Source organism: Emticicia sp. CRIBPO (assembly GCF_009905725.1).
Lineage (GTDB): Bacteria > Bacteroidota > Bacteroidia > Cytophagales > Spirosomataceae > Leadbetterella.
Genome location: NZ_JAAAKV010000006.1, coordinates 72,219 through 98,072 on the forward strand (window position 1 = coordinate 72,219; position 25,854 = coordinate 98,072).

Here is a 25,854-nt window from a genome sequence, read left to right on the forward strand (position 1 = left end):
TTTAATGTTTATTTAAGAGAATACGCACCCTCCGGATGAAACGTGGGTCGGAGAATCTTAAAAAAGTGAGTTTTTTTATAAGATTCCTCTCGAAATACATTCTAAAATATTTTAAATCAGAAGCTTAAGCAGGAATAATTTTAAAGGATTTCTTTCCCGAAACTACCGGTCAGCCTGAAAAAAAGGGGATTTTTACAAACCTATATCAGCAGAATTTCAGCCGGGAATCTGAAAAAATCCGGCTGAAAAAAACTTGAAAAAAGTAACCATTTCAATACACAATACGGGCTGCCTCACGGGTTTTGTCGAGCAGGTGAATCAGCTTCAGGCTCATGGCAAGCGGCATCAGTTCACTCTCCATCTGCCCGTTTCTGAGGCATTTATTGACCTCCTCAATTTCATAATTATACCCGAAAGTCTCTCTTTCAAACGAGAAATCCTGAGGCTCCTGGCCGGTGATGTTCAGGGTCAGTTTTTTACTTTCATGAAACCTGGAATGCAGGTGAATAGACCCTTCAGTACCATAAATAAAGGCCTCGGTGTTGGTTTCTGCACCAAAACTACAGTTCAGAACCGCCGTGGCTTCATTGTCATACTGATAGATAAAAGAGGTGGTTTCATCCACGCCCGTCGGCCCGAAAATGCTCAAAGCCTCTATTTTAGAAGGATAACCCAAAGTAAGCAACGATAGAAAAGCAGGATAAATACCGATATCGAGGAAAGCTCCGCCACCCAGTTTCGGGTTCAGGGTTCTTCTTTCCGGTAAAAACGGGGCCACAAATCCAAAGTCGGCATGGATGGTCTTGATCTTACCGATGGTATCGGCCGCCAGCAACTCCATCATTTTCAAAGTTGAAGGTAAAAACCTCGTCCACATGGCTTCCATCAGGAATATCTTTTTCTCACGGGCCAGGTTAACCATGTTAGTCACCTCTTTTTCATTCATGGCAAAAGGCTTTTCACAAAGCACTGCCACGCCATGTTCAAGGCACAATTGGGTACACGACTCATGTAAGGTATGCGGAGTGGCAATGTACACCACGTCGACCTCTGACTTAAAAAGATCTTCATAACAGCCATAGGCATGGTCTGCCTTGTGCCTGATAGCAAAATCCTGTGCCCGCTCCAGTGAATTGGAAGCGACAGCCTCCAGTTTACAATTAGCTGCAAAACTTAAATCATAAGCAAATTTCTCCGCGATTTTGCCTATTCCGATTATCCCCCATTTGATTTGTTGATCCATAACTCAAATAAAACAGATCAGAAGGACATTGTCAACAGTTTTAAAAAAAAGGATGGAAGGAAGGATAAAAAGCGGAGGAAAGGAAGACGGAAAATGGAAGGGGGCATGATGATTAGCATGCCTTCCGGGGAATCAGGCATTTTTAAAAACTTTAGATTTTGAACGTCTCTACCCTGGAAACCTTTTTCCATCGGCCTTTACATCCACCTTTCAGCAAATTTCAGTAAATTTATACTCCTGACTTAAATCAGAAACCATGAGTATCACAAGACGATCATTTTTATTAACGGCATTACTTGGTTTTGTCTCCAAAAAGCCGGCTATTATGACCATTAAGGGTCCGATTGACCCCTCCAGGCTCGGTATGAGCCTCATTCATGAGCATTTCCTGGTGGATTTTATAGGAGCGGACAAGATCGGTACCAGTAACTGGAACTTAGATGAAGTAACAGAGAAAGTCATGCCTTACCTGGCAGAAATAAAAAAACTGGGTGTAAAATCAGTATTTGAATGCACACCTGATTTCCTGGGCCGGGACATTGCATTACTGAAAATCCTGGCACAAAAAAGTGGTCTGAACATCGTCACCAACACGGGTTACTACGGGGCCGTCAATAATAAATACCTGCCGAAATGGGCTTTTACATATACTGCCGAACAACTGGCAGACCGCTGGATCAGGGAATTTGAAGAAGGTATTGATTCCTCAAATGTGCGTCCGGGGTTCATCAAAACCGGTGTTGACGCCGGAAAAACCCTGTCCGGCCTGCACCGGAAACTTCTGCAGGCAGCGGCCCTCACACATCTCAAAACAGGTCTGACGATTTGCTCGCATACCGGCCTGGCCTCTGCAGCCTTTGAAGAAATTGAAATTCTGCAAAGCATGGGCGTTCACCCTCAGGCCTTTGTGTGGGTACATGCCCAGGGCGAAAACAACAAGGCATTACATACCAAAGCCGCCAGAATGGGTACCTGGGTGAGCCTGGACGGCATAGGCTGGGGAGGTTTTGAAAATTATGCCGACTCCATCGACCTGATGAAAGCCAATGGTGTACTCAACAGACTCCTGATTTCGCACGATGCCGGATGGTACAAACCTGGTGAACCCAACGGGGGTGATTTTAAAGGATACACCAACATATTTAAAGAACTGATGCCGCTGCTCAAAAAGAGAGGGTTTACAGAAACAGATTTTGAGCAGATTCTGGTGAAAAATCCTGCTGAAGCCTTTACCGTAAGGGTCAGGGCTGCTTAGCATTCAGTCGGATAAAGCCCGGCTTCTGCGACTCAGTAGACATCTGCCTCCGGACCGTCAGCAGAAAAGACACGGATTTTTATAACCTGGTCAAAAAGCTAAATGCTGACTGTTGAAAGCCGGTAGCCGTAAACAAGTAATCCTTTTTCCCGCCGATTACGTAATTCTCTCAGTTGCCGGGGTTTGAAGGTATCAATTATTTTAAATCATATATTTTTCATCTGATTTTATGAAGAATTATTTACCTTTGCACATCATTTTAATAACCTCAAAATAAGTATTTTACTCAATGTCTACATTGCAAACATCTGTTGTGAGAGATACACAAATTTTTGATCTGATTCAAAAAGAGCATAATCGTCAGTTACACGGTATAGAATTGATAGCCTCGGAAAACTTTGTTTCTCCGCAGGTTATGGAAGCTGCAGGAAGTGTTTTAACCAATAAATATGCCGAAGGATTACCCGGCAAAAGATATTATGGTGGCTGTGAAGTAGTGGATGAAGTGGAGCAGATTGCGATCGACAGACTTAAAGAACTGTTTAATCTTACCTGGGCCAATGTTCAGCCGCACTCCGGTGCACAGGCCAATATGGCGGTGTTCCTGGCTTGTCTTCAGCCTGGTGACAAAATCCTCGGATTTGATCTTTCACACGGCGGACACCTTTCACACGGTTCTCCGGTGAACATTTCAGGTAAATATTTCCAGCCGTTCTTTTATGGTGTGGAAAAAGAAACCGGCCTGATCAACTGGGATAAAGTAGAAGAAACTGCTGTAAGAGAAAACCCGAAACTGATCATTTGCGGAGCTTCGGCTTACTCAAGAGACTGGGATTACGAAAGACTGAGATTTATTGCTGATAAAGTAGGAGCGGTATTGCTGGCCGATATTTCACACCCTGCGGGTCTGATCGCCAAAGGTTTGCTGGCAGATCCTTTTGATCATTGTCATATTGTGACCACAACTACCCACAAAACCCTCAGAGGAACGCGTGGCGGAGTTATCATGATGAGAAATGACTTCGAAAATCCGTTCGGTATTGCCACTGCCAAAGGTAAGGTAAGAACCATGTCGTCGTTACTTGATTCCGGAGTATTCCCTGGCACACAAGGTGGCCCGCTGGAGCATATCATCGCTGCCAAAGCGGTAGCCTTCGGTGAAGCTTTGAGTGACAATTTCTATAACTACGCCGTGCAGGTTCAGAAAAACGCGAAAGTAATGGCCCAGGAGTTTGTCAACAGGGGATATAAAGTGATTTCAGGCGGAACAGACAACCACCTGGCCCTGATCGACCTTCGTCCGAAAGGCCTGACCGGTAAACTGGCTGAGAACACTTTGATCAAAGCTGATATTACGGTCAATAAAAACATGGTTCCTTTTGATGACGCCACAGCCATGACTACCTCAGGTATGCGTGTCGGAACGGCTGCCATGACTACTAGAGGTATGGTAGAGAGTGATTTTGTGAGAATTGTAGAGCTGGTAGATAAAGTCCTGGTTAACCATGACAATGACGCGATCATCGGGTCGGTAAGATCTGAAATCAACGAATGGATGAGTGAATTCCCGTTGTTTCAGTAATTTGATAAAAAATAAAAAAGATAACCTCACAGCTTCTGACTCGTGAGGTTTTTCTTTGGAGAAAGAGAACTCATTTCGAAAGATTTGTATTATAATATTGAACATTAATAAATATGCCATTGGATCAGACCCCCTATATCGATTACGAAGACGAAGAGGACGAAACAGTTGAAAAAGAGATGACCTTTATTGAGCATCTTGAAGAGTTGAGATGGCATTTATTAAGATCTGTTGCAGCCATTGTGACCTTCATGATCATTGCATGGATCTTCAAGGGTGATATTTTCAACAAGATCATCCTGGCCCCGTCAAGACCTGATTTCTGGACTTACCGGAAAATGTGTGAGATCGGCAATGCCGTCGGGATTCCGAGTCTCTGTGTTGACAAACTTAACTTCTCACTGATGAGCCGTGAGGTTTCAGGCCAGTTCATGATGGCTCTGACTTCTTCTGCTATCATCGGTCTTCTTTTTGCTTTCCCGTATGTTTTCTGGGAAATCTGGCGATTCATTAAACCGGGTCTTAAAATCACGGAAAAGAAAGCAGCCACAGGATCGGTTTTCTATGTCACCATGCTTTTCTTCCTGGGTGTGCTTTTCGGGTTCTTTGTGGTAGCTCCATTTGCAATCAACTTCCTGGTTAACTTCCAGATTGACCCGAGTATCGAAAACCAGTTTGACATTCAGTCCTATATTTCCGTACTGGCTACCCTTACACTGGCCTGCGGTGTTACCTTCCAGTTGCCGATGGCAATCCTGGTATTGACCAAAGTGGGTATCGTAACCCCGGCTTTCCTTAAGGCTTACCGTAAACACTCCATCGTGGTTATCCTGATTGTGGCGGCGGTAATTACTCCTTCACCGGATATGATCAGCCAGGTTTTGGTGGCTATTCCTCTGTACTTCCTTTATGAGATCAGCATCGTGGTTTCAGGCAGGATTTACAAAGCCAAACAAAGAGAAATGCTTGCAGGTGATAACGATTAATCATCACTGAAGATATACAAAAAGGCCTCCTTTTCGGGAGGCCTTTTTTTTGTGCTATCTGTCTGAAAGATTCTTATTCCACATCCGAAGTAAACTCTTTGACAATACCCACCCCATGGCCTGCTTCCGGCTTCTGAATAGCGGGAAGAACCACATCCTGTTTCTCTTCATTGATCAGAATTTCAGGCTTCAGCTTCATTTCTTCTCCATTATAAGAAGGATTTCCTATCATTTCCAAGCCCGGCGTGTTGCTTGCAGGAGCAATGTCAGATGATTCACATGAAGCCAATGCAGCAAGGGAAAAAAGAGCGATGAAGGTGATTTTTAGAGATTTCATTGTCGTAATTGTTTTTATTTTTAATGTTTTGATTTTTTGCATTTCAAATCATTTGCCTGATTTGATGATTCAAAACTATGGCGGATTTTACCCCTTTAAAAACACAAGTGACCATGTGGTGGCGGTTTGGTATGAAACCCCGGAGATTTGGGATTTGCTGTTTCAGAAGACTCCTGAAAGCGAAGAATTTTAATTTATATGCTGCAAAGCCTGAGCTTCACAGCATATAAATTCTTATGAAGTATATTTGATTTATTGCTTGATTATCTTCCTGTATTGTTTACCCGCTTCCGTAATTATCAGGACATTGTACATCCCAGGGGCCAGGTGATCCAGGTTGTTGATATCAAAGGTGTTTGTTCCTTCGTGAAGCTCCCTGGTCATTTTATGACGCACTCCACCGTTCTGATCCGAAATGAGAATAGTTGCGGTTTCATCCTTTTTAGATTTCATGGAGATCCGCAGATAACTGTCAAACGCAGTAGGGTAAGCGATCAGCTGGTAAAAATCATTCTGCCATGGCTCTACAGCAATAATCCGGCTCAGTTCTTCTGATCCGTCGATGTCTACCATTCTGAGTCTGTAATATTTTACATTTTCAAGTAGCTCATTGGTGCTGAACTGGTATTTTACTGCAGTGCTGCTGTTTCCCTTGGCCGATACAGTTCCTGCAGCCGTAAAATTTAAAGCGTCGTCACTGGATTGTACTTCAAAATGATCTGCATTGGCTTCGGTGGCTGTCACCCAGTTCAGGTCCGTCACTCCATTGATATTTTTACCCTCAAAACTGATGAGGTCAACAGGAAGAACGGTTGGACAAACGGCAGAGAGCTTGTCCAGGATCAGGTCCATGCCATTATGGTTAGTGGTTATGGTTAACTGAATTGCCCTGACATCTGCCAGGTTAGCTGCCCCGGTCAACAAGCCCAGGTTGGATATTTCAGTTACTTCGACTCTGGGGCCGTTAAGTGTCAATGTTGCCTCTGATTTGTTTCCTGCGGCATCCCATACGCTTACGGTAAAAGTTAAAAAACTACCCGCCCCCATATCATCCAGGTTATTTTCAAGGTGTATTTCCTTGCCTGTAAAATTACCAAGAACAGGACCTGTCAGGGTCGGGCTGTTCGGATCAGTATTGCTGTCATTCCCATCATAGGTAACAGATATGGCGTAAACACCCCCTGCCCCTGCCGTAGCATCGAATATGCCGACATTATAGTAACCACCTGATCCGCTGGTACCCCCGGCCACTCCTGAGAGTTTCTGCATCCATATATCAGCAGACCCCGAAAGAGCGGGCATACCGTTACATTCCACAGATTTAACAGTATTTAGCGGATCTGAGTTAGAAAACACGAGATTACATGTTGAACCATCAAAAGTATCGATGGTGATGTCTCCTCCCGGGCATTGGGATTGAGCGGAGAAAGCCATTAGCATGGCAGAGCATAAAAGTAGAATTTCTTTTTTCATTATATTTTGTTTAGCCCTGGGGCAGTTATTATCCGTTTATAAAAAAGTGATTAAAGATATTTTCACATATACCCCTTCCTGAATGCCTGGCGGTATCAGCCACACACACCCGGATCTTGGTACTGCTCTGTAATCCGGGTCAGGCCAAAGCCATCCGGCCTTTTACGAAGCAATAGCAAACAGGTTGTTACATGAAAATTACCCGGTCTGCGGGAGACCGGTGAAGCAGGCTGAATGGTTACGGGAATCTGTCCTCACAAAAGGGCATTTAAACGCCCGGTTGCCCTGATCAGGAAATGAAGACCAGGTTATGTCAAACCATGTTCGCAGACAGGTGGAGACTTGAGTGAATGGGCCATATCCGGAAAAGCCAGGCCTTTCCGGATATGGCAGAAGAGCAATGGTGTTTTTTTCATTTTTACTTTTATGTTTTTTTTATATTCTGTCGTGGCTTGTTTATTATTGAGACGGGATAAATGACGGAAGTCACTAAAAAAGAACAGTTGCCTGATTATAAGCACTTGACAATGTGACAATTGATTGATTTACAGTGAAATTTATCCGGCATGTCCTGGTTAAATGTCATCATGGTATTCAGAACTAAATAATAAATTCCGGGGATATTTCATGGCCGGATACGTATATTACAGTCAAATAGAAACACAGCCCTCCCCGGTTTAAGACCTTACGGAATCAGACAGATATGCCATTGTTTTCCAAAAAAAAGCTTTAGATTTACATCAGAATTGCACGGGGTGCTTTTGACCAATGGGTCCAAAGGCTGAGATGATACCCGCGAACCTGATACGGATAATACCGGCGAAGGAATGCACTGCCAGAGAATCTTCATTTTTTATGAATATCAGGCCTTGTTTTCTCTACCCGGTTTTCCGGCAGAGCAACAAGGCTTTTTTATTTGTAAAATTTGAAATTATGGAACTTCAGAAAAACAATTTCGGACTGATGACCAAAGACCTTACCAACTGGCAGGGTCGCAAGGAATGGTTCTTTAACCGCGAGCATACCGACACGTACGAGCTCTGGTATGAGGGCCGCTACAAAAGAGCCGAAGTATGGCAGAAAAAAGTAATGGGGCAATTGGTCGGCCAGGACAAGCGGGTAAAAGAACTTCTTGAGTTTGGCTGCGGTACCGGGCGTTTTACCCGCTGGTGGCATGAAATCGGCATTGAAGCCACAGGTGGGGACATTTCTCCTTTTATGCTGGGGCAGGCTGTTCATTTGTTTAAAGGTGACCTCGTCAATGCAGACTCTCATCACATGCCTTTTAAAGACAACACCTTTGATGCCGTAGCTTTCATCACCACTTTTGAGTACTACAAAGATCCGGTCAAGGTGATCAGGGAAGCCGCCAGGGTGGGTCGTCACGGCATAGGATTCGGGATGATGAACCGCAACTCACCCAAGGTGGTCAGGAGGCGGATCCAGGAAGCATTCGGCAAAAACCCTTTTTACGTAACAGCCACTTTTTATACCCCTTCCTTGCTCATCGAAAAGATCAATGAAGCCCTGGCAGGAAGGCAATACAGCATTGAATGGTCGTGTACAGGATTGCCGGAGTGGTTCCCGGTGCAGCAATGGAGCGTGCCTTATGGCGATTTCTTTGGTCTTTATGTCAGGTTTAATGATTAAAACATGGCACTTTCAGGAAAAATAGAGAATACAGATTTTGACAGGATCATCCGCCCGCAATGCGGATTTAAGCGTCCGGAAGTACTCACCGGGCCTGCTTTCGGGACGGACGTGTCGGTGGTTGATCTGAAAAACGGCCTGGGGCTGGCCATGACCAGTGACCCGCTGTCGCTCATTCCATCTCTCGGTCTGCAGGAATCAGCCTGGTTGTCGGTTCATTTAATGGCCAATGATATGGCTACCACGGGTTTTGCCCCGATGTATGCCCAGACGGTCCTTAACCTGCCACCATGGCTGAGTGAAGAAGATTTTGTGACCTACTGGGGTTTTATACATCAATATTGTGAAGAAATCGGCGTGGCCATTACAGGAGGACATACCGGGGGTATTGAGGGACAGAATTCTACCATTGCAGGTGGAGGCACTATGATCCTGACAGCCCCGCTTGACCAGATCCGGCTGAGCAACAAAGCCAGGAGCGGAGATGTGATCATACTCACCAAAGAAGCCGCCCTTTCTTCTGCGGCCATCCTGGCCATGAGTTTTCCGGAAACGGTCACGGATCAGCTCGGTAAAGAAATCTCCGAAAAAGGTGCCGGCTTGTTTTATAAGACCTCCTCGCTGAATGACGGCCTGATTGCGGCCCGCCACGCTTCGGTGTCTGCCATGCATGATGTAACGGAAGGCGGGGTTCTGGGGGCAATATATGAGATGGCGATTTCTTCAGGGAACGGCGTAAGGGTTGACAAAGACCTCTTGCCCGTCGGTGAAACACAGAAGGCCATCTGTCGCTTATTCGGACTTGATCCGGGATATTGCATCGGGGCGGGCTCCATGGTGATTGCTGCCCGGAAAGAGGGTGCCGGGGAGGTCATAGAAGACCTGAACAAAAACGGCATCCAGGCCACCATAGCCGGAGCTTTTACGGCAAAGCAAGACGGGTACACCCTGATCGAAAACGGGCAGGAAAAACCTTTACCCTATTATCACAAAGACCCTTACTGGGAAGCCTTTTTTAAAGCATATCAAAACGGATGGAAATAAAAAAATCAGCTATAAAAGGAGGCGTTTACCTCGTCATTGACCCTTCTTCAGAGCTCATCACCCTAAAAACAAAGTTACTGGCGGCCCTGGAAAGCGGGGTGGCTGTGATCCAGATCTGGAATCACTGGCAGGCGGGGCAAAACAAAAAACAGACCATAGAAGAGGTGGGCAAGCTTGCTTCACCGTTCGGAGTGCCTGTACTGATCAATGAAGACTGGAAACTGATGCAGGATTGTCCTGTACTGGATGGGGTGCATTTTGACCAGGTTCCGGCAAACATGGATGAAATCAGTGCCAGCTTCAAAAAGCCTTTCTTTTGCGGCATAACCTGCTCCAACGACCTGAGTACCGTGATGTGGGCCGTCGAAAACAAGCTGGATTATGTCTCATTCTGTTCTATGTTTCCCTCTTCATCAGCCGGTAGCTGTGAGATCGTCATGCCTGAAAATGTGATCAGAACCAAAGAAATCACGGACATTCCGGTATTTGTGGCGGGGGGGCTTACGCCTGAAAACGTCGCTGCATTAAAAGAAAATATACCTTTCGACGGCATCGCTGTGATTTCGGGAGTCATGAGCAGCGATAAGCCGGGAGAAAAAGTAACAGCATATTTAAACGCATTAAAAAAATGAGATTAAAAACGATTAAAAAACTTTGTTGTCCGCTGGATAAACAAGACCTCACTTTACAAATCATTGCCCAGGATCTGGATGAGAACATTCTTGAAGGGATGCTCACCTGCAGCCAGTGTCAGCGTAAATACCCGATCATCCATGGTGTGCCCATCATGTCGCCGGATGAGTATCGTCAGACGGCACTTGAGCAACCGGTGATTGACCGCTGGGAGAATGCCCTTTCAAATGCCCAGACCCATTTATTGAATCACTGAAGGGTTTAACGCATGAAAATTTCGCCGCCTGTACTCATGGCGTCGCTGAGCCAGAAGGGGTTAATGGTGGCGAGGTTTTCGGGAATATGATCAAGGGGAAAGAACTTCAGTTCTTCTGTTTCTTCATTATGATAACCTGCTATCAGCGGGGCAGTTAAACGGGCTTCAAAATAAGAAGTGATGTATTGGACTGTCCTGTCTTTATAGTGATAAGTCTGGGATGCAGGGGAAGAATAAACACCCAGAAACCTGATGATTTCTCCGCTTACGCTGGTTTCTTCCCAGATTTCACGCAATACAGCCTCCTGAACAGATTCTCCGAATTCAACGTGTCCTGAGATGATGCACCACTGATTCACATCACGGCGTTTCTGGAGTAATACCTCTCCTTTGTCATTGAATATCGCAACGGCAACAGCCGGAAGAATCTGTTCAGAGGCCTGCATGATTAATTAAGTTCTCTTACGGTAATATAGTTGTCTTGCTCGAGCATCCAGGCATCGCCTTTTACCTTGACGGTTTCCCCTGGTTTTACAGTTTTATACTGCTTCGGATCCTTCATATTGGGAATACTGATGGTCAGAAAATAGACCTCGTCCTTGCCCGTAACGATTTGTGCGGTGTACCCGTCTTTCCCCATCGTTATTTCCTTTACTTTTCCTTCTACTTCAATGGGTTTCATAGGCGACTCCTCTATCCGGGTAGTGTCTGCAACCACTTCAATGGGCTCCTCTTCCTCTTCTTCAGCTTTTGGTGAGCTGCATGAGATAATAACGGCCGCTAAGGCCAATGTTTTGATCAGGCTTTTCATACATGTTAAGGTTTAAAATCCCTGTGAGTTTTTAATAAACAAAATCAGGAATTAGCAAAAATATCCATTCAGGTTGATTATAAAAATGAATATTCCTGGATTAGTTTCATAATTTCCATTCAATGGTCGAGTCAGAATTGAGAACGTATAAACCGATTCAATTAGTTTTGTAAATCAGATATTTTTTTGAGAATAGTCAATGCCGTTGATCTGATGATATATGGCATTTTACCCGGTCTGTTACGGCCGTTTAATAAAATCAAACAGGCAAATCATCCCGACAGCTTTGTGTGGCCGCTTAAATTTGTATCTTTGAAAATTCTATTAACTACGGAATCTAAAACTTTATGAAATCTGCAAAGACCTTTTTTATTGTTCTGTTCTTTATTTCTGCTCAATTATCCTATTCACAAACGGTAGAAAACCTCAAAGTCGAATATCAGGCCAGGCCGCTGGGTGTTGAAACCCAATCCCCCAGGTTATCATGGCAAATCAAATCTCCTAAAAGAGGAACAACCCAGACCTTTTACCAGATACTGGTGTCGGATGATGAAAAAACGCTGGCTAAAAATATCGGGAATGTATGGGACAGCAAAAAAATAAAATCAGACCAGTCGCTCTGGATCGAGTATAAAGGCAAACCGCTTGAATCCCGCAAAAGATATTTCTGGAAAGTAAAAATATGGAATGAGCTGGCTAAAATGAGTGCTTTCAGTGAAGTCTCTTATTGGGAAATGGGTCTGTTAAACAAAGACGACTGGTCGGCCAGATGGATCGGCATGAAAGGGACAGAGGGTAAACCGCCGAAGTCAGTTGAACTTGACAAGACCTTTAACCTGGGCAAAAGAGCCGTAAGGGCCAGGATTTATGTTTCAGGGCTGGGAGCTTATCACCTGATATTCAACGGTAAAAAAGTCGGCAATGATTTTCTGACACCCGGCTGGACCCATTACCTTAAAACGGTTCATTATCAGACCTATGAAATTGACCCGGAAAACCTTACGATAGGATCGAATTTTATAACCGCTACCCTGGGCAGCGGCTGGTGGAGCAGCGGACTCGGCTGGGGTGGTGGCAACCACCGCTACAGCGAAGGTCCGTGCAGACTATTGTTCCAGATGGAAATGGAATTTTATGACGGCAGCCGCCAGACGGTGGTCTCAGACGCCTCGTGGCAGGTCAGGACCTCTCCTATCACTTCAAACTCTATTTACCATGGCGAAACCTATGACTCCAGGCTTGAGTACAACAAGCTCTGGAAAAAAGCTGATGTACTGGACGATCTCGAAAATACCACCAGCCTTTTCGGGACCGAGGCCGCCGCTAACATCAGAGAGGAAAGTGAAAAATTCAGTACAGCCAATATCGCCCTGAAATCATCGCCTTCGACACAGATAGAAGTGATCCAGGAAATAAAAGCGATCAGCATCACCGAGCCGCGAAAAGGGCGATATGTATTTGATTTCGGCCAGAACCTCGTCGGATATGCCCATCTGGCTGTGGAAGGAAAGGCCGGGAAAGAAATCACCATGAAATTTGCAGAACTTCTGACTGACAAAGGGCTGGCTGATCAGGCCAACCTGAGAAGCATCAGACCCACAGACAAATTCATTCTGAAAGGCTACGGTGTAGAGCAATGGGAGCCTAAATTTACTTATCATGGTTTCAGGTATGTCGAAGTGGAGGGGCTCCCTTCCAAACCGGATAAGAATACACTGGTAGCTAAAGTGATTCACAATAATGTACCCTTTACCGGGGAATTTACCTGTTCCAATGAACTGCTGAATAAGATTTATAAAAATATCACCTGGGGGCAACGGTCCAACATGCACAGCGTACCCACAGATTGCCCTCAGCGTGACGAACGCCTGGGCTGGATGGGAGACGCCCAGATTTTTGCCCCTACGGCAAGCTATATCATGGACATGAACGGCTTTTTTGCTAAATGGATGAAAGATATTACGGATTCTCAGCACAGTTCTGGGTATGTTTATGATGTTAACCCGAAGATGGTGGTGGGCGGCCCTTCAAAGCCGGCCTGGGGCGATGCCCTGGTGATTGTGCCCTGGAGGATGTATCAGTTTTATGGTGACAAAAGAATATTGGAAGAGAATTACGAGGCTATGAAAAAGTGGGTGAATTACCTCAACAATCACCCTAATACAAAACAAAACGGCATTTACCATTTTCAGTCCGGAGAAGGCGAAAAAGCATGGTACGGCTATGGCGACTGGGTTCCGGTAGAAAACTCTCCAACCAAACCCATCGGTGGAAGTTATCAGTATTTCAGCAACCAGATAATGGCCCAAACGGCCAGAATACTGGAGAAAAGCCAGGACGCGGCCGAATTTGAAAAAACGACCCAGCAGATCAAGCTGAAGTATAATGAACTGTACTTTGACAAAGCCGGCTCGCAATATGAAGGTAAAACACAGGGAGCTAACCTGATCCCGCTTTCTTTAGGCCTGACCCAGGATGCCGACAAAGCAGCGGTGGCGGCCAATATTGCTGAAAATGTAAAAAACCACCAGAAGCACCTGACCACCGGTTTTCTTTCCACTGCCATGCTTCTGCCGGTACTCAGCGAGTCTGGAAATCATGAACTGGCCTATGAAGTAGTCAATCAGAAAACCTACCCGGGCTGGGGTTATATGATAGAAAAAGGAGCCACAACGATGTGGGAGCTCTGGAATTCGGACACCGAAAAACCGGAAGGTATGAATTCCCGTAATCACTTTGCCTACGGTTCTGTTGGTGAGTGGTTTTATGGTTACCTGGCGGGTATCCGTCCGGATGACAGCGGAGCAGGATTCAGGAAATTTAAAATTGCACCGATGCCGGTGGGTGATCTGACATCAGCCTCGGCTTCTTATTTGTCTCCCTACGGGCAGATCAGGTCTTCCTGGACCAAGACGGGCGATAAGTTTACGCTGAAAATATCAGTTCCGGCCAATACCTCAGCCACAGTAGAAATTCCGAATACAGCAAACGGTAACCTGAAAGAAACCGGCAAAGTGTTGCTGGCTAAAGGCAAGCAGCCTAAAATACTATTGCCCGGTATAAAAGTAGTAAAAGCAGATGCGAAGGTGGTTACTCTGCAGGTTTTAAGCGGTGACTATGAGTTTGTTACAGAATGATGAAACTTTGATTACAAAAATATAAATAATACCTCCGGCCATGACACTTTTAAAAAACAAATGCCTGTGGCTCACCGGGTTGTCGGGTTCGGGCAAAAGCACCATTGCCAATGCCCTGCAGGCAATGCTGGAAAAAGAAGGCCTCCGGGTGAAAATCCTGGATGGTGATATCCTGCGTACGGGACTTAATGCCGACCTGGGATTTTCTGCCGCAGACCGCCAGGAAAATATCCGGAGGGTTGCTCATGTATCGAAGCTGTTCCTTGACGAAGGATATTGGGTATTGTCAGCCTTCATCACCCCCGCCGAAAGCCTCAGAACCCTGGCCAGGAGTATTGTCGGGGAGGAAGATTACATCGAAATTTTTGTCCGGGCCAGTTATGAAGTCTGCCGGAAACGCGACCCGAAAGGCCTCTACAAAAAAGTAGCAGAAGGCAAGATCACTGATTTCACAGGACTTGATTCGGTATTCGAAGTCCCCCTGAACCCGGCCCTGGTGGCTGACACGGAGGCAGACACTCATGAAGAAACGATTCAGAAAATACTGGATTTTATAAGGCAATAGTCATTTTCTGAGAAGTAAAAAAATGACAAATGTGCCCGCCATACCAAAGCCAAATACTTATCTTTGCAGTCAATCCCGGAAAAGGGAACAGACAAAAGAAAATTTATGAAATTTAAGAAACACGTTTTTATTTGTACCAACGACAAAGATGCTCCCAAAAAGAGCTGTGGCAGCGGCCGTGGCATGGAATTGGTAAATGCTTTTAAAGAAGGCCTGAAAGACAGGAACCTTCAGACCGAAATCAGGGCTCAGAAAGCCGGATGTCTCGATATGTGTGCCTTCGGTCCTTCTATGGTGGTTTACCCTGAAGGCGTTTTTTATGGCAATGTTACGCCTGCAGATGTCGAAGAAATCATCGAAAATCACCTGGTAAACGACCAGCCGGTAGAAAGACTGATTATTGCCTGACAAGTGAGTTCATTCAAGCATATATTTTTTGATCTTGATCATACTCTCTGGGACTTCGAAAGGAATTCCAGAGAGTGTCTTGTTGAAATTTTCAACGAATTCCGCCTGGACAACCTGGGCATTGAAACCGCGGAAACTTTTACCGGCACGTTTCTCACCATCAATTACCAGCTCTGGAACCTGCTGGACACACGGGTCATCACCCATGAAGAATTAAGAAGGCGAAGATTCGGAGAAGCTCTGGCTCAGTTGGGAGCGACGGTGTCTGAAGACAGAAGCCTTGAAATGAACGAATTCTTCCTGCAGGCTTTGCCGTCCAAACAACACCTGATTCCGGGTGGAAAAGAAATCCTGGACTATCTGAGTCCCAATTATGCCCTGCACATCATCAGCAATGGTTTTCATGAAGTACAGCTCCGCAAAATGAAAAGTTCGGGTATTCATGATTACTTCAGGGAGATAGTGACCAATGAGGTCGCCAATGCCAGAAAACCTGAAAAAGCGATATTTGATTTTGCTTTGAATGCCGCCGGAGCTACCACCGACAACTCTATCATGATCGGCGACAATATTGAGGCTGATGTCAACGGGGCCCTTAACGCCGGACTGGCCTGTGTTTACTTCAACCCTGATTCCAATCCAAGCCCTTATGAATCACACCTCGAAGTTAAATCGCTGGATGAATTAAGAGAGATATTATGATGATGGAAAATGGACATTCTCTATCGCCTCCGGCCTGAAGGCCCAGGTATCGTTCTATTTTTCTTCAAAAACACCCTTCTCCCTTCATCCTTTCTCCTTCACAAAAAAAGAGCCCCGGCAAAAGCCAGAGCCCTTCATGAGTGTTTTTCTACTCCACTATCCTTTCTTCACAAACACCTGATTATTTAATGATCGCTTTGATTCTGTCGTAGTAAAGTACCGTTAAGCCTTCAAAACCTGAATCTGTTCCTACACACAGCCACAATTCACCTTTCTCATTAGGCTTAACGGCCAGTGGTTTGGTAGCAGTAGTGTGCTTAACCAGTTTATGCACTACGCTGTCTGCCGTTCCGTTAGATACGTTGCCCACCAGGATAAGGTCTTTTCCACCAGTAGCCTGATTTCCTTTGTCAAGACTAAACCCGTAAAAACCGTCTTTGGCTACTTTAACAGGCTCTTTTGAAGATGCACCCGCTTTAAGATATACCGAAGTTCCCGGAGAACCACCGATACCAACGCTGTTGGTCGGATATTGAGTACCCAGATCGATTTCAAATGTAACGTTGTAAGTTTTGTTCGGATCCAGCCCGGTTACTTTCTTTTTAAGGAACATAAACATATCATCGCTTCTGTTATGGCTTTGAATTCTCAGGGCTTTTTTCTTCACATCCAACGGTGCCGGAAGTGCCTCTCTTTTGAAAGAAAATTCTGTAACTGTGCTGTCCATTGAAGTACTGTAGTCTGCCAGTTCACCTGACCATCCCTCCGCATCGTTCTCAAAAGTTGCCTCTACACTCTTATCCGCATTCAGATTATCATCGTCATTATTACACGCAGTAAAACCCAATACCAGGGCCAAACTTGCCCCCATCATCCATTTTCTCATTTAGTCGATTTTTTGATTTGTTAATAACTTTAAAAAATTGACCGGTCAGTTAAATAGACTCAGAAGGTTTTGGAAAGGTTGGAAAGAAAGCTTGAATTAAATATTTACATAATTTAAAATTTCAGAAAAAAACGTCACCGCATCACAACTCAAGAAGCCGCTTCAGATTGTCATGAAACGAGGTCCCTGTTTCCAGCTTTGTCCCTTTCAAGTCGTTTAAAACCACCAAAAACTTCCCGTTGAAATATCTCTCCAACTCTTTTATCTTCAGAGAATTAACAATATTAGAGCGGCTTATCCTGACAAAGCTTTCCGGCAGTTTTTCTTCCAGGTTACTCAGGGTGTAATTAGACAGGTATTGCTTGTTATCCACGGTGTTCAGGAAGACATATTTATCCTCCGCCTGGAAATAACTGATGTCGGAAATAGGTATAAATAAAATTTTATCTCCGCTCTTTACAGTGATGGTATGAAGTTCTTTTTTGGGGTTTAGCTGACCCAGAAGCTCCAGCAGATTAGTCTGCGAAAACTTACTTTCGTCTTTAAGTTTCAGCTGCTGCAGTTTCTCTATGGTTTTTTTCAGCCGGTCTTTCTCTACCGGTTTAAGGAGATAATCAATCGAATTTTCTTCGAAAGCTTTGATGGCATACTGATCAAAGGCCGTCGCAAAAACCACCACAGGCATATAGCTGAGTTTTGAAAGCATCTCAAAACCGGACATAAGAGGCATTTCTATGTCCAGAAAAATCAGGTCCGGCCTCAGCTCCTCTATCTTTTCAAGCCCTTCCCTGCCGTTGACAGCCTCGTCAATGACCTGGATCACTTCATATTCCCCCAGTAATCTTCTTAATCTGCTGATGGCCAGTGGCTCATCATCAATGAGTATGGTTTTAAACTTTTCCATGGTTATTCATTCGGTAAAACGATAGGCAGCTTTAAAAAGACGGCTTTATAGCCATCATTCAGAATCTCAAAAGAGGCCTGGTTTCCATAAATTAAATTGAGTTTATCTTTAATACTTCTAAGTCCGTATCCGCCGCCGAGGCCTTCTTCAAAACCCGGGCCATTGTCATGGATCAGGAATTCTACAAAATCACCGTTATGACTGACTTTCACTTCGATCAACCCCTCACCTGTCATTTTGGAGATGCCGTGCTTAATGGCATTTTCTACCAGCGGCTGAAGCAAAAACCGCGGGATCATGATATTTTCGAGTTCTTCATCTATTGAAATCTGAAACTTGAGCCGGTTGCCAAACCGGGTCTGTTCTATAGCCAGGTAGGTTTTGACGATTTCGAGTTCTTCGCTGATCGTATGATAATTCTGCTCTGTCCGTCCTGTGGTATAGCGGAATAATTTTGATAGCTGTATGGTCATTTCTTCAGCTTTATCCGGGTTTTCGTGGATCAGGCTGGCGATGCTGTTCAGTGAATTGTACAAAAAGTGCGGATTGATTTTAGCCTCCAGGGCATTCAGTTGTGCTTTCGTTTTGAGTTTTTCAAGGTTCAGAAGCTGATATTCCTGTTCTGTAATTTTCCTGTTCATCTTTTTTGAACGCTGCCAGGTATAAAAGTATACACAGGATACAATGGCCGGTACGGACAGGTACATCAGCGAAGCTGGGCTGTATTTGGTGTACTCATCAGGCCGGACCATCCGCCAGTAATCGCCCCAGAACGGCTGACCGTCATTGAGGGCCTTGTACATGATCCACTGAAAAGTCTGAATAATAAACAAAAAACCGTAACTCAGACTGGTCATCACGACATATTTCATCCAGTTAAGGCCAATTCTGCTTTCGATATAATGAATAAATATCAGGCCACTCAGAAAAACCGCAAACCCTGCGGTAATGTTGGAAAGAAAAACTGCGATATTCTGACTCGAACTTTCTGTGGACGGACTGGTCATCTGCATCGAAAAATAGATGAGACTGTTCAATCCGTACACAAAAAGGCTGATAAACGCCAGGGCATAAACCATATCCCCCAGCGTTTCTTTTCCCCAGCTTTTAGAACTATTCAGCTTTTCATAACTATTTTTTTTTTCAACCTGAGGCCTTACAAATGCTCTCCCGGGAGTTTTCGGAAAATCTTCTTCAGATACGACCCCTTCCTTCCGCCAGCTTTGCGGCTCCTTTTTCGGGATTACAGGCTCAGGAATATCAAACCGTGGTATCACCTGGTCAACAGAAATCGTCCCGCCTGACGTCTTAAGACTTACGTTGGCACCGCTTCCGTTCAGGGCCCCGATCACTCTTCGCCTGCTGATTTCGCCATTAAAGTTCTGTAACCTGGGCATTTTAATTTTCTCGGCTTTCAGGTCCAGGTACAAGCCCTGGTTCAGGGGAATCTGTGCAGATACTGTGCCCCCCATCGTTTCCAGCCACAGATATTCATGAATGGCAAGCACCTCAGCCCTCACCCGTCCGCCGCTGGTAGAAGCCCCGACATTGCCTTTCATACCGGTCAGGGTGATATTCCCGCCTGAGGTAGAGGTTTTAAAATCTCCGTTCACCTCAGAGGCTTTTATATTTCCTCCGTAAGTATTGCTGTATATCTTCCCTACAAACTTATTGATGGTAATGTTCCCTCCGGCTGTTTTGACATTCAGGTCACCTTTTGAGTCCAGAACGCTGACATTCCCTCCTTTTGTACTAAGCTCACCTTTGGAATTGCAATCCCACATCCTGATGTTCCCGCCCGACGACCTGCCGTCAAGTCTCCCGGAGTGCCTGCTGACCACCAATCCGCCGACGGTCGTGGAAAAACGGTGATTGGCATTGGAATCTGAAATGGATATTCTCCCGAAAGTAGTAGTCAGCTGGGTGGCCACATTTTTGGGAAGCCTTATCAGGAAAGATACGCTGTAAAATGACAGGGTATCCCAGAAACCGGGAGATTCATAGGTCTTAAGATTCCATGATTCTCCCGATTTATCAAGCATAAACAAAGTATGATTTTCATTGTTTCTCCTTAACTCAGTTTTGAAAAAGAGGTTCTCCCAGTTTCTTACCGAGCCGAAGGTTAATATTTCTACCGTATCCGATTCGTGACCGACAATCTCAATATCGCCTCTGAAGGTCTTGACATTCAGAAATTTGAGATTTTCAGCCGCGAAGATCCTTGTTTCAAACGGTTCGTCTCTCATAAAAATTTAAATTTAACTGCTCCTGTTAAAAACATCACCAGGAGGATTTCAAAAACAAATGCAAACGGTATAACAGAAATGTTTTTCAGGAACAGTATCACAGGCCATTGCCCTGCAGTGGGTGCCAGCAGATGAAGGCTCTTCAGGTGAGTCAGGAAAGGCGTGGCTTCCATCAAAAATGCCAGACCGACATTGACCCCGATACTGATCACTACAAAAACAATGACATTGACAATCAGGGCCGGCAGATTAAATCTGACATTCTCTTTCAGGCTCATTCCCACCATTTTCCATTCTCCGGCTGATAAAGAAAAAATCTTAAAAATCTGATTCAACCCTTCAACGATATTGCCCTGGCCTGCGGCAGACAATACGATGATGGTCCTCGACAGAAACACGACTATTCCGAGAATGGCCTGTGTACTCACACTGACTGGTCCGGCTCCGCCTTCCTGAACGAAACGGCACAAACCCGAAATCAGTCCCGGAACAAAAGTGGTCAGGAAATTTTGTCTTATAAACCTATCCGTTTCGGATATCAGTTCTGCAAAACCCAGATTTCTTTCATTGTTCATTTTTATAAGTTTAGGGGGTTTAAATCTCTGTTAGCTTTCAGGCTTTTGTCAGGATCAGTTGCACTGGGAAATATACCAATCTGTAATTTCTTTTCCCCAGCTTGGATGAATAGACGATTTTGGAGTGAATTTAGCATATTTTTCCAATGCTTTCTCAAAAAACACCTTGGCTTTAGGTTTTCCACCACCAAATGCCTCAGGAGTATAAAACATCCCCTCACCTTCCAGCAGGCTGATTCTCGGGTTTTCAGCATTGATTTTTTTGGCATTACCGATAGCGGCGGCTACTTTGGCTCCGTAAGTCTGCCAGCGATCCTGAGGGCTCACTACCAATCGTCCGTTGGCTAAATTGGCCTTCAGCACTTCGAGTTCGTCATTGTTCTGAGAAAGGGCTTCGGCTTTGTTAAAATACTCATCTGCCTTGTCGAGGATCATGTCTTTCTTTGCGGCGTCAGTTTCAATGTAAGAGTCTCTGAGATAACAGAATGCCACCCAGTAATTCGGAAGCCACTCTCCTTTTTCTGCCGAAGCTATTCTTTCCATCTGATTAGCCAGCGGTTGCAGCGGAGTACCGAACTGTGTGGTCTGGATTTTACTCACCAGGCCCTCCATGGTTTTAAGATAAGCCGGATTCTGGGCAAAAGACTGAGCTGCTGTCAATAATAAAGCGAAGACGAATACAAGTTTACTTTTCATTTTTCTGTTTGTTTAATTGAGTTTATAATCTTTTTAGTCAAAATTCAGTGTTGCTTCTTTGGGTATACGGTCCAGTTTACCGATACTCCACGACACCCCGAAGAAGAAGGTCCTGTAAGCCGGCGGTATGACCGCTGTTCTTTGTTTTCCATCAGGCGAGTAACGGTATCCGAATACATTTTTACGCCCCAGGACATTGTCAACCGCCAGATAAAATACTACAAAATGATTTTTAATGGCCCTGAAATAACTGGTCGCAAAACTCAGGTTTTCGTAAGGTTTTGTCAGTTCGTAGGTCTTCAGATCGCTGCCATAATCATAAATCCTGCGGCCTGATGTCAGTGAATAGGTCAGTCCCACGCTGGTGTTCAGCTTTTCAAGGAAATATTTAGAGACGACGCTGAAATTGTGCTTGCTGGCAAAGGACGGCGTAACCCGCGAAGGATAATTCTGGAATTTCCTTTCTGTGTCCAGGAATGAGTAAGTCACCCACAGATCTGCATTTTTTACAGACTTTTTATCCCTGAAAAACACATCGAATCCTTTGGCGTACCCCTCTCCCGAATTATCTGTCTTGCCTGTCGGGAAGCGGTAAGGATTAGGATCAAAAAAGTCTGTTTTTTCAGTGATCAGGTTTCTATAGTTCTTATTGAAGGCTTCTACCCTGAATGTCCGGTCGTTTTTAATAAGCTGGTAATTGAGGATCACATGATCGGCTATTTCGTAATCCAGGTTTCTGTTCAGATAAAGGTAATTTTTGTCGGGCGTCTGATAGAACCTCCCCGCTGCCAGCGAAAACTGGGCATATTTGCCGACTTTGTACGCCAGTGAAAGCCTCGGGGCTACGTTGAATTCATCTATGACACTGGTATATTCCCCTCTCAGACCTACCCTGGCCGCCAGTTTAGGAGAAACATAAAACTCAGATTCCGTAAAAACCGCTGAATAGTTATCTTTCAGGCTGACGTCATATCCTCCATAAATATTACCCACACGAATCGCATGAAACTCACTTCCGAAAACAATGGAATTGTTTTTACCTGCACCGAAAAGCCTCGTTAATACAGCCCTGCCCTGTGTTCTTTCGTCGTGCCTGTCAGCATTGGTCTGGTCCATTCTTATGCGATCATTGTTTTTGCTGTAGGACATTCCCGATTGAAAAATCCATTTTCCTTCATCAAAATTGACCTGATACGAAGCATTGGTGAAGATATTCCTGTTATTCATCGAAAAGAGGTACTTCGAATTAAATTCGTCATAAGAATTGAGTCTCAGAGCCGACTGGTTATCTGTGTAAGTACCATAAAGTTTGAAACTGCTGTTTTTAGTCGGGTTTTCGTTGATAGTGACCGAAGCACCGAAGGCTTCAGGCACTTTGTCAAAGTCGATGTTAGTCTTCAGTAAACTCAGGAAAGGCGAAAGATTGGTGTAGCTCAGTGAGCCGTTGATCCAGCCTTTGTGGGTATAGGAGGCAGACAATCCGGCCAGGTTGGCATTTAAGTTCAGGTTGCTTTCTTCACTGATCTTGTCCTGGGTCTGAAGCAATAAAACCGACGACAAAGCCTGTCCGTACTGAGCTGAATAACCGCCGGTGCTGAAGGCCGTTCCTTTAAACATAAATGGTGTAAACCTGCCTCTTTGCGGCACGTCAGGTGTGCTGCTGAAAAACGGATTTTGTACGATCATCCCGTCAATCACCGTTTTGGTTTCATTGGCAGAGCCTCCTCTTACAAACAGGCCTTCTGTTTCACCCACCCGGTTGGCTCCCGGCAAAAACTGCATCACAGAAGCAATATCTGCTGCACCACCCGCTGTGGTCACGATGTCCATGGGCTTAAGCATCACCATCTTCTTTTCGTCCGAAGCCTCGAAAGTCCCGGCCGTAATCACGACCGCATTCAGGGCGTTGATAGATTCTTCCAATACAAAATCAAGACGGACATCACCAGTGCCCAGTGTGGCTTTCTTTACCGATGGGTTATAACCGATCATAGTGATTTTGAAGACCACCTCACCTTTACTGTCGGTTGTAAAAGCAAATTCTCCTTTTTCATCAGCAGAGGCACCGTCATAAGTACCTTCTATCTGGATGTTGGCACCCGGCAACACCTCTCCTTTTCTATCTGTGATTTTTCCTTTTATGTTCGCCTGCCCCAGGGCCACTGAAAATCCGGCGGTAACAAGCAAAATGATGAGTAATAGCTGTTTCATATTTCAGGTAATTGTTTCTGATTGTTGAAACAAAACTATATCTCTGAATGAAGCTGCTCAATGCAAATCCGATGAGTGAGCCTTTTGAAGGAGTGAATGAGGTTTTTCGGGGAGTGAGTTTCTAAGTAGTGCTTTAGCAGGTGTCAGGGTTTATCCTGAAAAATCGGAGCATAACTTTAAATTTTCAGGGTTGCAGACCATTTAACCTTGAAAATTTAAAGTACAACTATGAATTTTCAAGGTTAATTCAGTTATAAAAAAGGTGATTCCGGAAAGGTGGTCGTGCTTAACCTAAAAAAACAGAAGTAAATATTTGGTTTAATTCAATAAATAATTGTACTTTTCGCCGCTCTTATTAACCTTTTAACCCTTACCTTTAAATTTTATGGAGTCAATTATTTCACCTTTAACCAAGCTGGGCCGCTTTCTGCTGGCTATTCCGATGGCTATTTTCGGAATTTTGCACTTTATGGCGGCCAATAATATGGCGGCTATGGTGCCGATACCGGGAGGAGCTATCTGGGTTTACATCACCGGAGCAGCCCTGATTGCTGCAGCTGTCAGTATCATCATTCAGAAAAAATCCAGGCTGGCTGCCACATTGCTCGCCATCATGTTGCTCATTTTTGTACTTTCTATCCACTTGCCGGGCGTACTGGCCGGAGGCGACGGAGGACAGATGTCCATGATGAGTCTGCTGAAAGATATAGCCATTGCCGGTGGAGCCCTGGTGTATGCCGGTACCCAGCCACAAGAATAAAATACCCCTTAAAACCCCCTGAAATATAATAGGCACCCTTTCTTTTGGAGAGGGTGTTTTTTTTGTTATTTTTGTTTTATCTCAATTTCTTACCTTAAAATATATGATATAAAACTATGAAGCCTACCAGAAGGGATTTTATCAGGAATGTCGGGGCCTTGTCTTTGCTTTCAGCCGCTCCGGGATTTGCCAAACCGTTCTCTATCATCAAAAGCATGTCTGTCAGTCCCAATGATAAAATCCGTATTGCCACCATCGGCATGGGTATCCAGGGCAACTATGACACCCGTTCTGCTCTTAAAAACGAAGGTGTGGAATTTGTAGCGGCAGCTGATTTGTACAGCGGCAGGCTGACAAGGGTTCAGGAAACTTTCGGTAAAGATATTTTCACCACACGAGATTACCGTGAAATTCTCAATCGCAAAGATATAGATGCTGTTTTGATCGTTACGCCTGATCACTGGCATGATAAAATCACCATCGATGCCCTCAATGCCGGCAAGCACGTGTATTGCGAAAAACCTATGGTACAGAGCATCAATGAAGGCCGCCCGGTGATTGAAGCCTGGAAAAAATCAGGCAAAACCATGCAGGTAGGCAGCCAGCGTATCAGCGGAAGCGTTTTTAATGAAGCAAAAAAAATGATCGCTGCGGGCGACCTCGGCGAAATCAACTATATAGAATCAAACAACGACCGTTTCAATGCCATCGGTGCCTGGAATTATTCGATTCCGACAGATGCCTCTACTGAAACGGTGGACTGGGATACCTTTTTGAAAGACACCGCCAAAATGCCTTTTGACGCCAAGCGTTTCTTCAGATGGAGAAACTACAAAAACTACGGTACAGGCGTAGCCGGCGACTTGTTTGTTCACCTGATCACCGGAGTTCATTATGTACTCGACTCCAAAGGACCAAACAGGATATTTGCCTCGGGTGGACTAAGCTACTGGAAAGACGGCCGTGATGTGCCTGACGTGATGGTGGCGGTAATGGATTATCCTAAAACAGATAAACACGCTGAATTCCAGATGGTACTGAGGGTTAATTTTGCCAACGCAGGTACAATCAACAACAACACCAGGATCATCGGTACTGAAGGGCAGCTTGACCTTTCGGGCAACGGACTGGTGCTCAGCAAGAAAAAGCTCCCCAAAGCTCCGGGATATGGCAATTATGACAGTTATTTCACTTTCTCAGAAGCCCAGCAAAAGGAATTTGAGAAACAATATAATGCGACTTATACCGCTGAAGACAGAAAAGGTGAGCCTGTGAAAGAAGTGAAGTTTACCCCACCTCAGGGAGACGATGAACATAAAAATCACTTCGGCAATTTCTTTGATAACATCAGGAAAGGCAGCCAGGATACCGTCGAGAACCCTATTTTCGGCTTCAGAGCAGCCGCCCCGGTATTGTCTTGTAATGACAGCTATTTCAACAGGAAACCTGTGATCTGGGATCCTGAGAACATGAAATTGCTCAAAAAATAAAATA

At 44.9% G+C, this 25,854-nt stretch carries 24 protein-coding genes and 1 riboswitch; of the genes, 13 read left to right on the forward strand and 11 right to left on the reverse strand.

The genetic code is table 11. The features are described from left to right. Window positions 1-271: 271 nt before the first annotated feature. Window positions 272-1,243, reverse strand: a complete 972-nt coding sequence (locus GVN16_RS13450; RefSeq protein WP_166564423.1) for a Gfo/Idh/MocA family protein — start codon at window positions 1,241-1,243, stop codon at window positions 272-274. A 325-nt stretch (window positions 1,244-1,568) separates the two neighbouring features. Here GVN16_RS13450 and GVN16_RS13455 point away from each other — a divergent pair, with 325 nt between their 5' ends. From GVN16_RS13455 to tatC, 3 genes are all read left to right on the forward strand, one after another. Then, window positions 1,569-2,498, forward strand: a complete 930-nt coding sequence (locus GVN16_RS13455; protein ID WP_229244174.1) for a phosphotriesterase — start codon at window positions 1,569-1,571, stop codon at window positions 2,496-2,498. Window positions 2,499-2,787: 289 nt separating this feature from the next. Then, window positions 2,788-4,080, forward strand: a complete 1,293-nt coding sequence (glyA, locus tag GVN16_RS13460) for a serine hydroxymethyltransferase (protein ID WP_166564425.1) — start codon at window positions 2,788-2,790, stop codon at window positions 4,078-4,080. 113 nt (window positions 4,081-4,193) lie between these two features. Further along, window positions 4,194-5,066: a twin-arginine translocase subunit TatC gene (gene tatC / locus GVN16_RS13465; protein WP_166564426.1), complete on the forward strand. Its 873-nt coding sequence runs from the start codon at window positions 4,194-4,196 to the stop codon at window positions 5,064-5,066. 73 nt (window positions 5,067-5,139) lie between these two features. Here the strand turns inward: tatC and GVN16_RS13470 are convergent, their stop codons facing one another. Beyond that, window positions 5,140-5,403, reverse strand: coding sequence for a hypothetical protein (locus tag GVN16_RS13470; protein WP_166564427.1), 264 nt, complete (start codon window positions 5,401-5,403; stop codon window positions 5,140-5,142). Window positions 5,404-5,655: 252 nt separating this feature from the next. Continuing rightward, window positions 5,656-6,876, reverse strand: a complete 1,221-nt coding sequence (locus GVN16_RS13475; protein WP_166564428.1) for a T9SS type A sorting domain-containing protein — start codon at window positions 6,874-6,876, stop codon at window positions 5,656-5,658. Window positions 6,877-7,617: 741 nt separating this feature from the next. After that, window positions 7,618-7,721: riboswitch (TPP riboswitch) on the forward strand. An 88-nt stretch (window positions 7,722-7,809) separates the two neighbouring features. Here GVN16_RS13475 and GVN16_RS13480 point away from each other — a divergent pair. Genes GVN16_RS13480 through GVN16_RS13495 form a run of 4 tightly spaced genes read left to right on the forward strand, consistent with a single transcriptional unit; the run spans window position 7,810 to window position 10,459 of the window. Next, complete coding sequence (locus tag GVN16_RS13480) at window positions 7,810-8,526, forward strand: class I SAM-dependent methyltransferase (RefSeq protein ID WP_166564429.1); 717 nt, start codon at window positions 7,810-7,812, stop codon at window positions 8,524-8,526. A 3-nt stretch (window positions 8,527-8,529) separates the two neighbouring features. Then, window positions 8,530-9,570 (forward strand): AIR synthase family protein, encoded by a 1,041-nt coding sequence (locus tag GVN16_RS13485; protein ID WP_166564430.1) that lies wholly within the window; start codon window positions 8,530-8,532, stop codon window positions 9,568-9,570. Next, complete coding sequence (locus GVN16_RS13490) at window positions 9,561-10,202, forward strand: thiamine phosphate synthase (protein ID WP_166564431.1); 642 nt, start codon at window positions 9,561-9,563, stop codon at window positions 10,200-10,202. The genes GVN16_RS13485 and GVN16_RS13490 overlap by 10 nt, the downstream gene beginning before the upstream one ends. Continuing rightward, complete coding sequence (locus GVN16_RS13495; RefSeq protein ID WP_166564432.1) at window positions 10,199-10,459, forward strand: Trm112 family protein; 261 nt, start codon at window positions 10,199-10,201, stop codon at window positions 10,457-10,459. The genes GVN16_RS13490 and GVN16_RS13495 overlap by 4 nt, the downstream gene beginning before the upstream one ends. 5 nt (window positions 10,460-10,464) lie before the next feature. Here GVN16_RS13495 and GVN16_RS13500 read toward each other — a convergent pair whose 3' ends face one another. Together GVN16_RS13500 and GVN16_RS13505 are read right to left on the reverse strand one after the other, a co-directional pair. Beyond that, a complete protein-coding gene (locus tag GVN16_RS13500; RefSeq protein ID WP_166564433.1) occupies window positions 10,465-10,905 on the reverse strand; it encodes an NUDIX domain-containing protein in 441 nt (146 codons plus the stop codon). Between the two features lie 2 nt (window positions 10,906-10,907). Next, a complete protein-coding gene (locus GVN16_RS13505; RefSeq protein ID WP_166564434.1) occupies window positions 10,908-11,270 on the reverse strand; it encodes a hypothetical protein in 363 nt (120 codons plus the stop codon). Window positions 11,271-11,617: 347 nt separating this feature from the next. Between GVN16_RS13505 and GVN16_RS13510 the strand changes: the two genes are divergently transcribed. From GVN16_RS13510 to GVN16_RS13525, 4 genes are all read left to right on the forward strand, one after another. Continuing rightward, window positions 11,618-14,407, forward strand: coding sequence for a family 78 glycoside hydrolase catalytic domain (locus GVN16_RS13510; RefSeq protein WP_166564435.1), 2,790 nt, complete (start codon window positions 11,618-11,620; stop codon window positions 14,405-14,407). Window positions 14,408-14,447: 40 nt separating this feature from the next. Then, complete coding sequence (gene cysC / locus GVN16_RS13515) at window positions 14,448-14,972, forward strand: adenylyl-sulfate kinase (RefSeq protein ID WP_166564436.1); 525 nt, start codon at window positions 14,448-14,450, stop codon at window positions 14,970-14,972. Between the two features lie 105 nt (window positions 14,973-15,077). Continuing rightward, window positions 15,078-15,380 carry a ferredoxin gene (locus tag GVN16_RS13520; RefSeq protein ID WP_166564437.1) on the forward strand — a complete coding sequence of 101 codons (303 nt, stop codon included), beginning with the start codon at window positions 15,078-15,080 and terminating at the stop codon, window positions 15,378-15,380. A gap of 3 nt (window positions 15,381-15,383) precedes the next feature. After that, window positions 15,384-16,082 (forward strand): YjjG family noncanonical pyrimidine nucleotidase, encoded by a 699-nt coding sequence (locus GVN16_RS13525; protein ID WP_166564438.1) that lies wholly within the window; start codon window positions 15,384-15,386, stop codon window positions 16,080-16,082. A 181-nt stretch (window positions 16,083-16,263) separates the two neighbouring features. Here the strand turns inward: GVN16_RS13525 and GVN16_RS13530 are convergent, their stop codons facing one another. The 6 genes from GVN16_RS13530 to GVN16_RS13555 all read right to left on the reverse strand — a co-directional run bounded on the left by GVN16_RS13530 (window position 16,264) and on the right by GVN16_RS13555 (window position 23,600). Then, window positions 16,264-16,968 (reverse strand): hypothetical protein, encoded by a 705-nt coding sequence (locus GVN16_RS13530; RefSeq protein ID WP_166564439.1) that lies wholly within the window; start codon window positions 16,966-16,968, stop codon window positions 16,264-16,266. A 142-nt stretch (window positions 16,969-17,110) separates the two neighbouring features. Continuing rightward, on the reverse strand, window positions 17,111-17,872 hold the full coding sequence (locus tag GVN16_RS13535; RefSeq protein WP_166564440.1) for a LytTR family DNA-binding domain-containing protein: 762 nt from the start codon (window positions 17,870-17,872) through the stop codon (window positions 17,111-17,113). A 2-nt stretch (window positions 17,873-17,874) separates the two neighbouring features. Further along, window positions 17,875-20,118, reverse strand: a complete 2,244-nt coding sequence (locus GVN16_RS13540) for a histidine kinase (protein ID WP_166564441.1) — start codon at window positions 20,116-20,118, stop codon at window positions 17,875-17,877. Further along, window positions 20,115-20,693 (reverse strand): hypothetical protein, encoded by a 579-nt coding sequence (locus tag GVN16_RS13545; RefSeq protein ID WP_166564442.1) that lies wholly within the window; start codon window positions 20,691-20,693, stop codon window positions 20,115-20,117. The genes GVN16_RS13540 and GVN16_RS13545 overlap by 4 nt, the downstream gene beginning before the upstream one ends. 54 nt (window positions 20,694-20,747) lie before the next feature. After that, complete coding sequence (locus tag GVN16_RS13550) at window positions 20,748-21,389, reverse strand: hypothetical protein (RefSeq protein ID WP_166564443.1); 642 nt, start codon at window positions 21,387-21,389, stop codon at window positions 20,748-20,750. A gap of 33 nt (window positions 21,390-21,422) precedes the next feature. Then, complete coding sequence (locus GVN16_RS13555) at window positions 21,423-23,600, reverse strand: TonB-dependent receptor (RefSeq protein WP_166564444.1); 2,178 nt, start codon at window positions 23,598-23,600, stop codon at window positions 21,423-21,425. A 385-nt stretch (window positions 23,601-23,985) separates the two neighbouring features. On the opposite strand from GVN16_RS13555, the gene GVN16_RS13560 reads away from it, so the two are divergent. After that, window positions 23,986-24,360, forward strand: coding sequence for a DoxX family protein (locus GVN16_RS13560; protein WP_166564445.1), 375 nt, complete (start codon window positions 23,986-23,988; stop codon window positions 24,358-24,360). 116 nt (window positions 24,361-24,476) lie between these two features. Next, complete coding sequence (locus GVN16_RS13565) at window positions 24,477-25,850, forward strand: Gfo/Idh/MocA family protein (RefSeq protein WP_166564446.1); 1,374 nt, start codon at window positions 24,477-24,479, stop codon at window positions 25,848-25,850. Window positions 25,851-25,854 lie beyond the last annotated feature (4 nt).

Excerpts from the sequence above, each read along its gene's own strand:
- GVN16_RS13450 (WP_166564423.1), bottom strand. The coding sequence starts at position 1,243 with ATGGATCAACAAATCAAATGGGGGATAATCGGAATAGGCAAAATCGCG.
- GVN16_RS13495 (WP_166564432.1), top strand. The coding sequence starts at position 10,199 with ATGAGATTAAAAACGATTAAAAAACTTTGTTGTCCGCTGGATAAACAA.
- GVN16_RS13485 (WP_166564430.1), top strand. The coding sequence starts at position 8,530 with ATGGCACTTTCAGGAAAAATAGAGAATACAGATTTTGACAGGATCATC.
- GVN16_RS13550 (WP_166564443.1), bottom strand. The coding sequence starts at position 21,389 with ATGAAAAGTAAACTTGTATTCGTCTTCGCTTTATTATTGACAGCAGCT.
- GVN16_RS13565 (WP_166564446.1), top strand. The coding sequence starts at position 24,477 with ATGAAGCCTACCAGAAGGGATTTTATCAGGAATGTCGGGGCCTTGTCT.
- GVN16_RS13555 (WP_166564444.1), bottom strand. The coding sequence starts at position 23,600 with ATGAAACAGCTATTACTCATCATTTTGCTTGTTACCGCCGGATTTTCA.
- GVN16_RS13470 (WP_166564427.1), bottom strand. The coding sequence starts at position 5,403 with ATGAAATCTCTAAAAATCACCTTCATCGCTCTTTTTTCCCTTGCTGCA.
- GVN16_RS13520 (WP_166564437.1), top strand. The coding sequence starts at position 15,078 with ATGAAATTTAAGAAACACGTTTTTATTTGTACCAACGACAAAGATGCT.
- GVN16_RS13500 (WP_166564433.1), bottom strand. The coding sequence starts at position 10,905 with ATGCAGGCCTCTGAACAGATTCTTCCGGCTGTTGCCGTTGCGATATTC.
- GVN16_RS13490 (WP_166564431.1), top strand. The coding sequence starts at position 9,561 with ATGGAAATAAAAAAATCAGCTATAAAAGGAGGCGTTTACCTCGTCATT.
- cysC (WP_166564436.1), top strand. The coding sequence starts at position 14,448 with ATGACACTTTTAAAAAACAAATGCCTGTGGCTCACCGGGTTGTCGGGT.
- GVN16_RS13505 (WP_166564434.1), bottom strand. The coding sequence starts at position 11,270 with ATGAAAAGCCTGATCAAAACATTGGCCTTAGCGGCCGTTATTATCTCA.
- GVN16_RS13540 (WP_166564441.1), bottom strand. The coding sequence starts at position 20,118 with ATGAGAGACGAACCGTTTGAAACAAGGATCTTCGCGGCTGAAAATCTC.
- GVN16_RS13545 (WP_166564442.1), bottom strand. The coding sequence starts at position 20,693 with ATGAACAATGAAAGAAATCTGGGTTTTGCAGAACTGATATCCGAAACG.
- tatC (WP_166564426.1), top strand. The coding sequence starts at position 4,194 with ATGCCATTGGATCAGACCCCCTATATCGATTACGAAGACGAAGAGGAC.
- GVN16_RS13475 (WP_166564428.1), bottom strand. The coding sequence starts at position 6,876 with ATGAAAAAAGAAATTCTACTTTTATGCTCTGCCATGCTAATGGCTTTC.
- GVN16_RS13480 (WP_166564429.1), top strand. The coding sequence starts at position 7,810 with ATGGAACTTCAGAAAAACAATTTCGGACTGATGACCAAAGACCTTACC.
- glyA (WP_166564425.1), top strand. The coding sequence starts at position 2,788 with ATGTCTACATTGCAAACATCTGTTGTGAGAGATACACAAATTTTTGAT.
- GVN16_RS13510 (WP_166564435.1), top strand. The coding sequence starts at position 11,618 with ATGAAATCTGCAAAGACCTTTTTTATTGTTCTGTTCTTTATTTCTGCT.
- GVN16_RS13455 (WP_229244174.1), top strand. The coding sequence starts at position 1,569 with ATGACCATTAAGGGTCCGATTGACCCCTCCAGGCTCGGTATGAGCCTC.
- GVN16_RS13530 (WP_166564439.1), bottom strand. The coding sequence starts at position 16,968 with ATGAGAAAATGGATGATGGGGGCAAGTTTGGCCCTGGTATTGGGTTTT.
- GVN16_RS13535 (WP_166564440.1), bottom strand. The coding sequence starts at position 17,872 with ATGGAAAAGTTTAAAACCATACTCATTGATGATGAGCCACTGGCCATC.
- GVN16_RS13560 (WP_166564445.1), top strand. The coding sequence starts at position 23,986 with ATGGAGTCAATTATTTCACCTTTAACCAAGCTGGGCCGCTTTCTGCTG.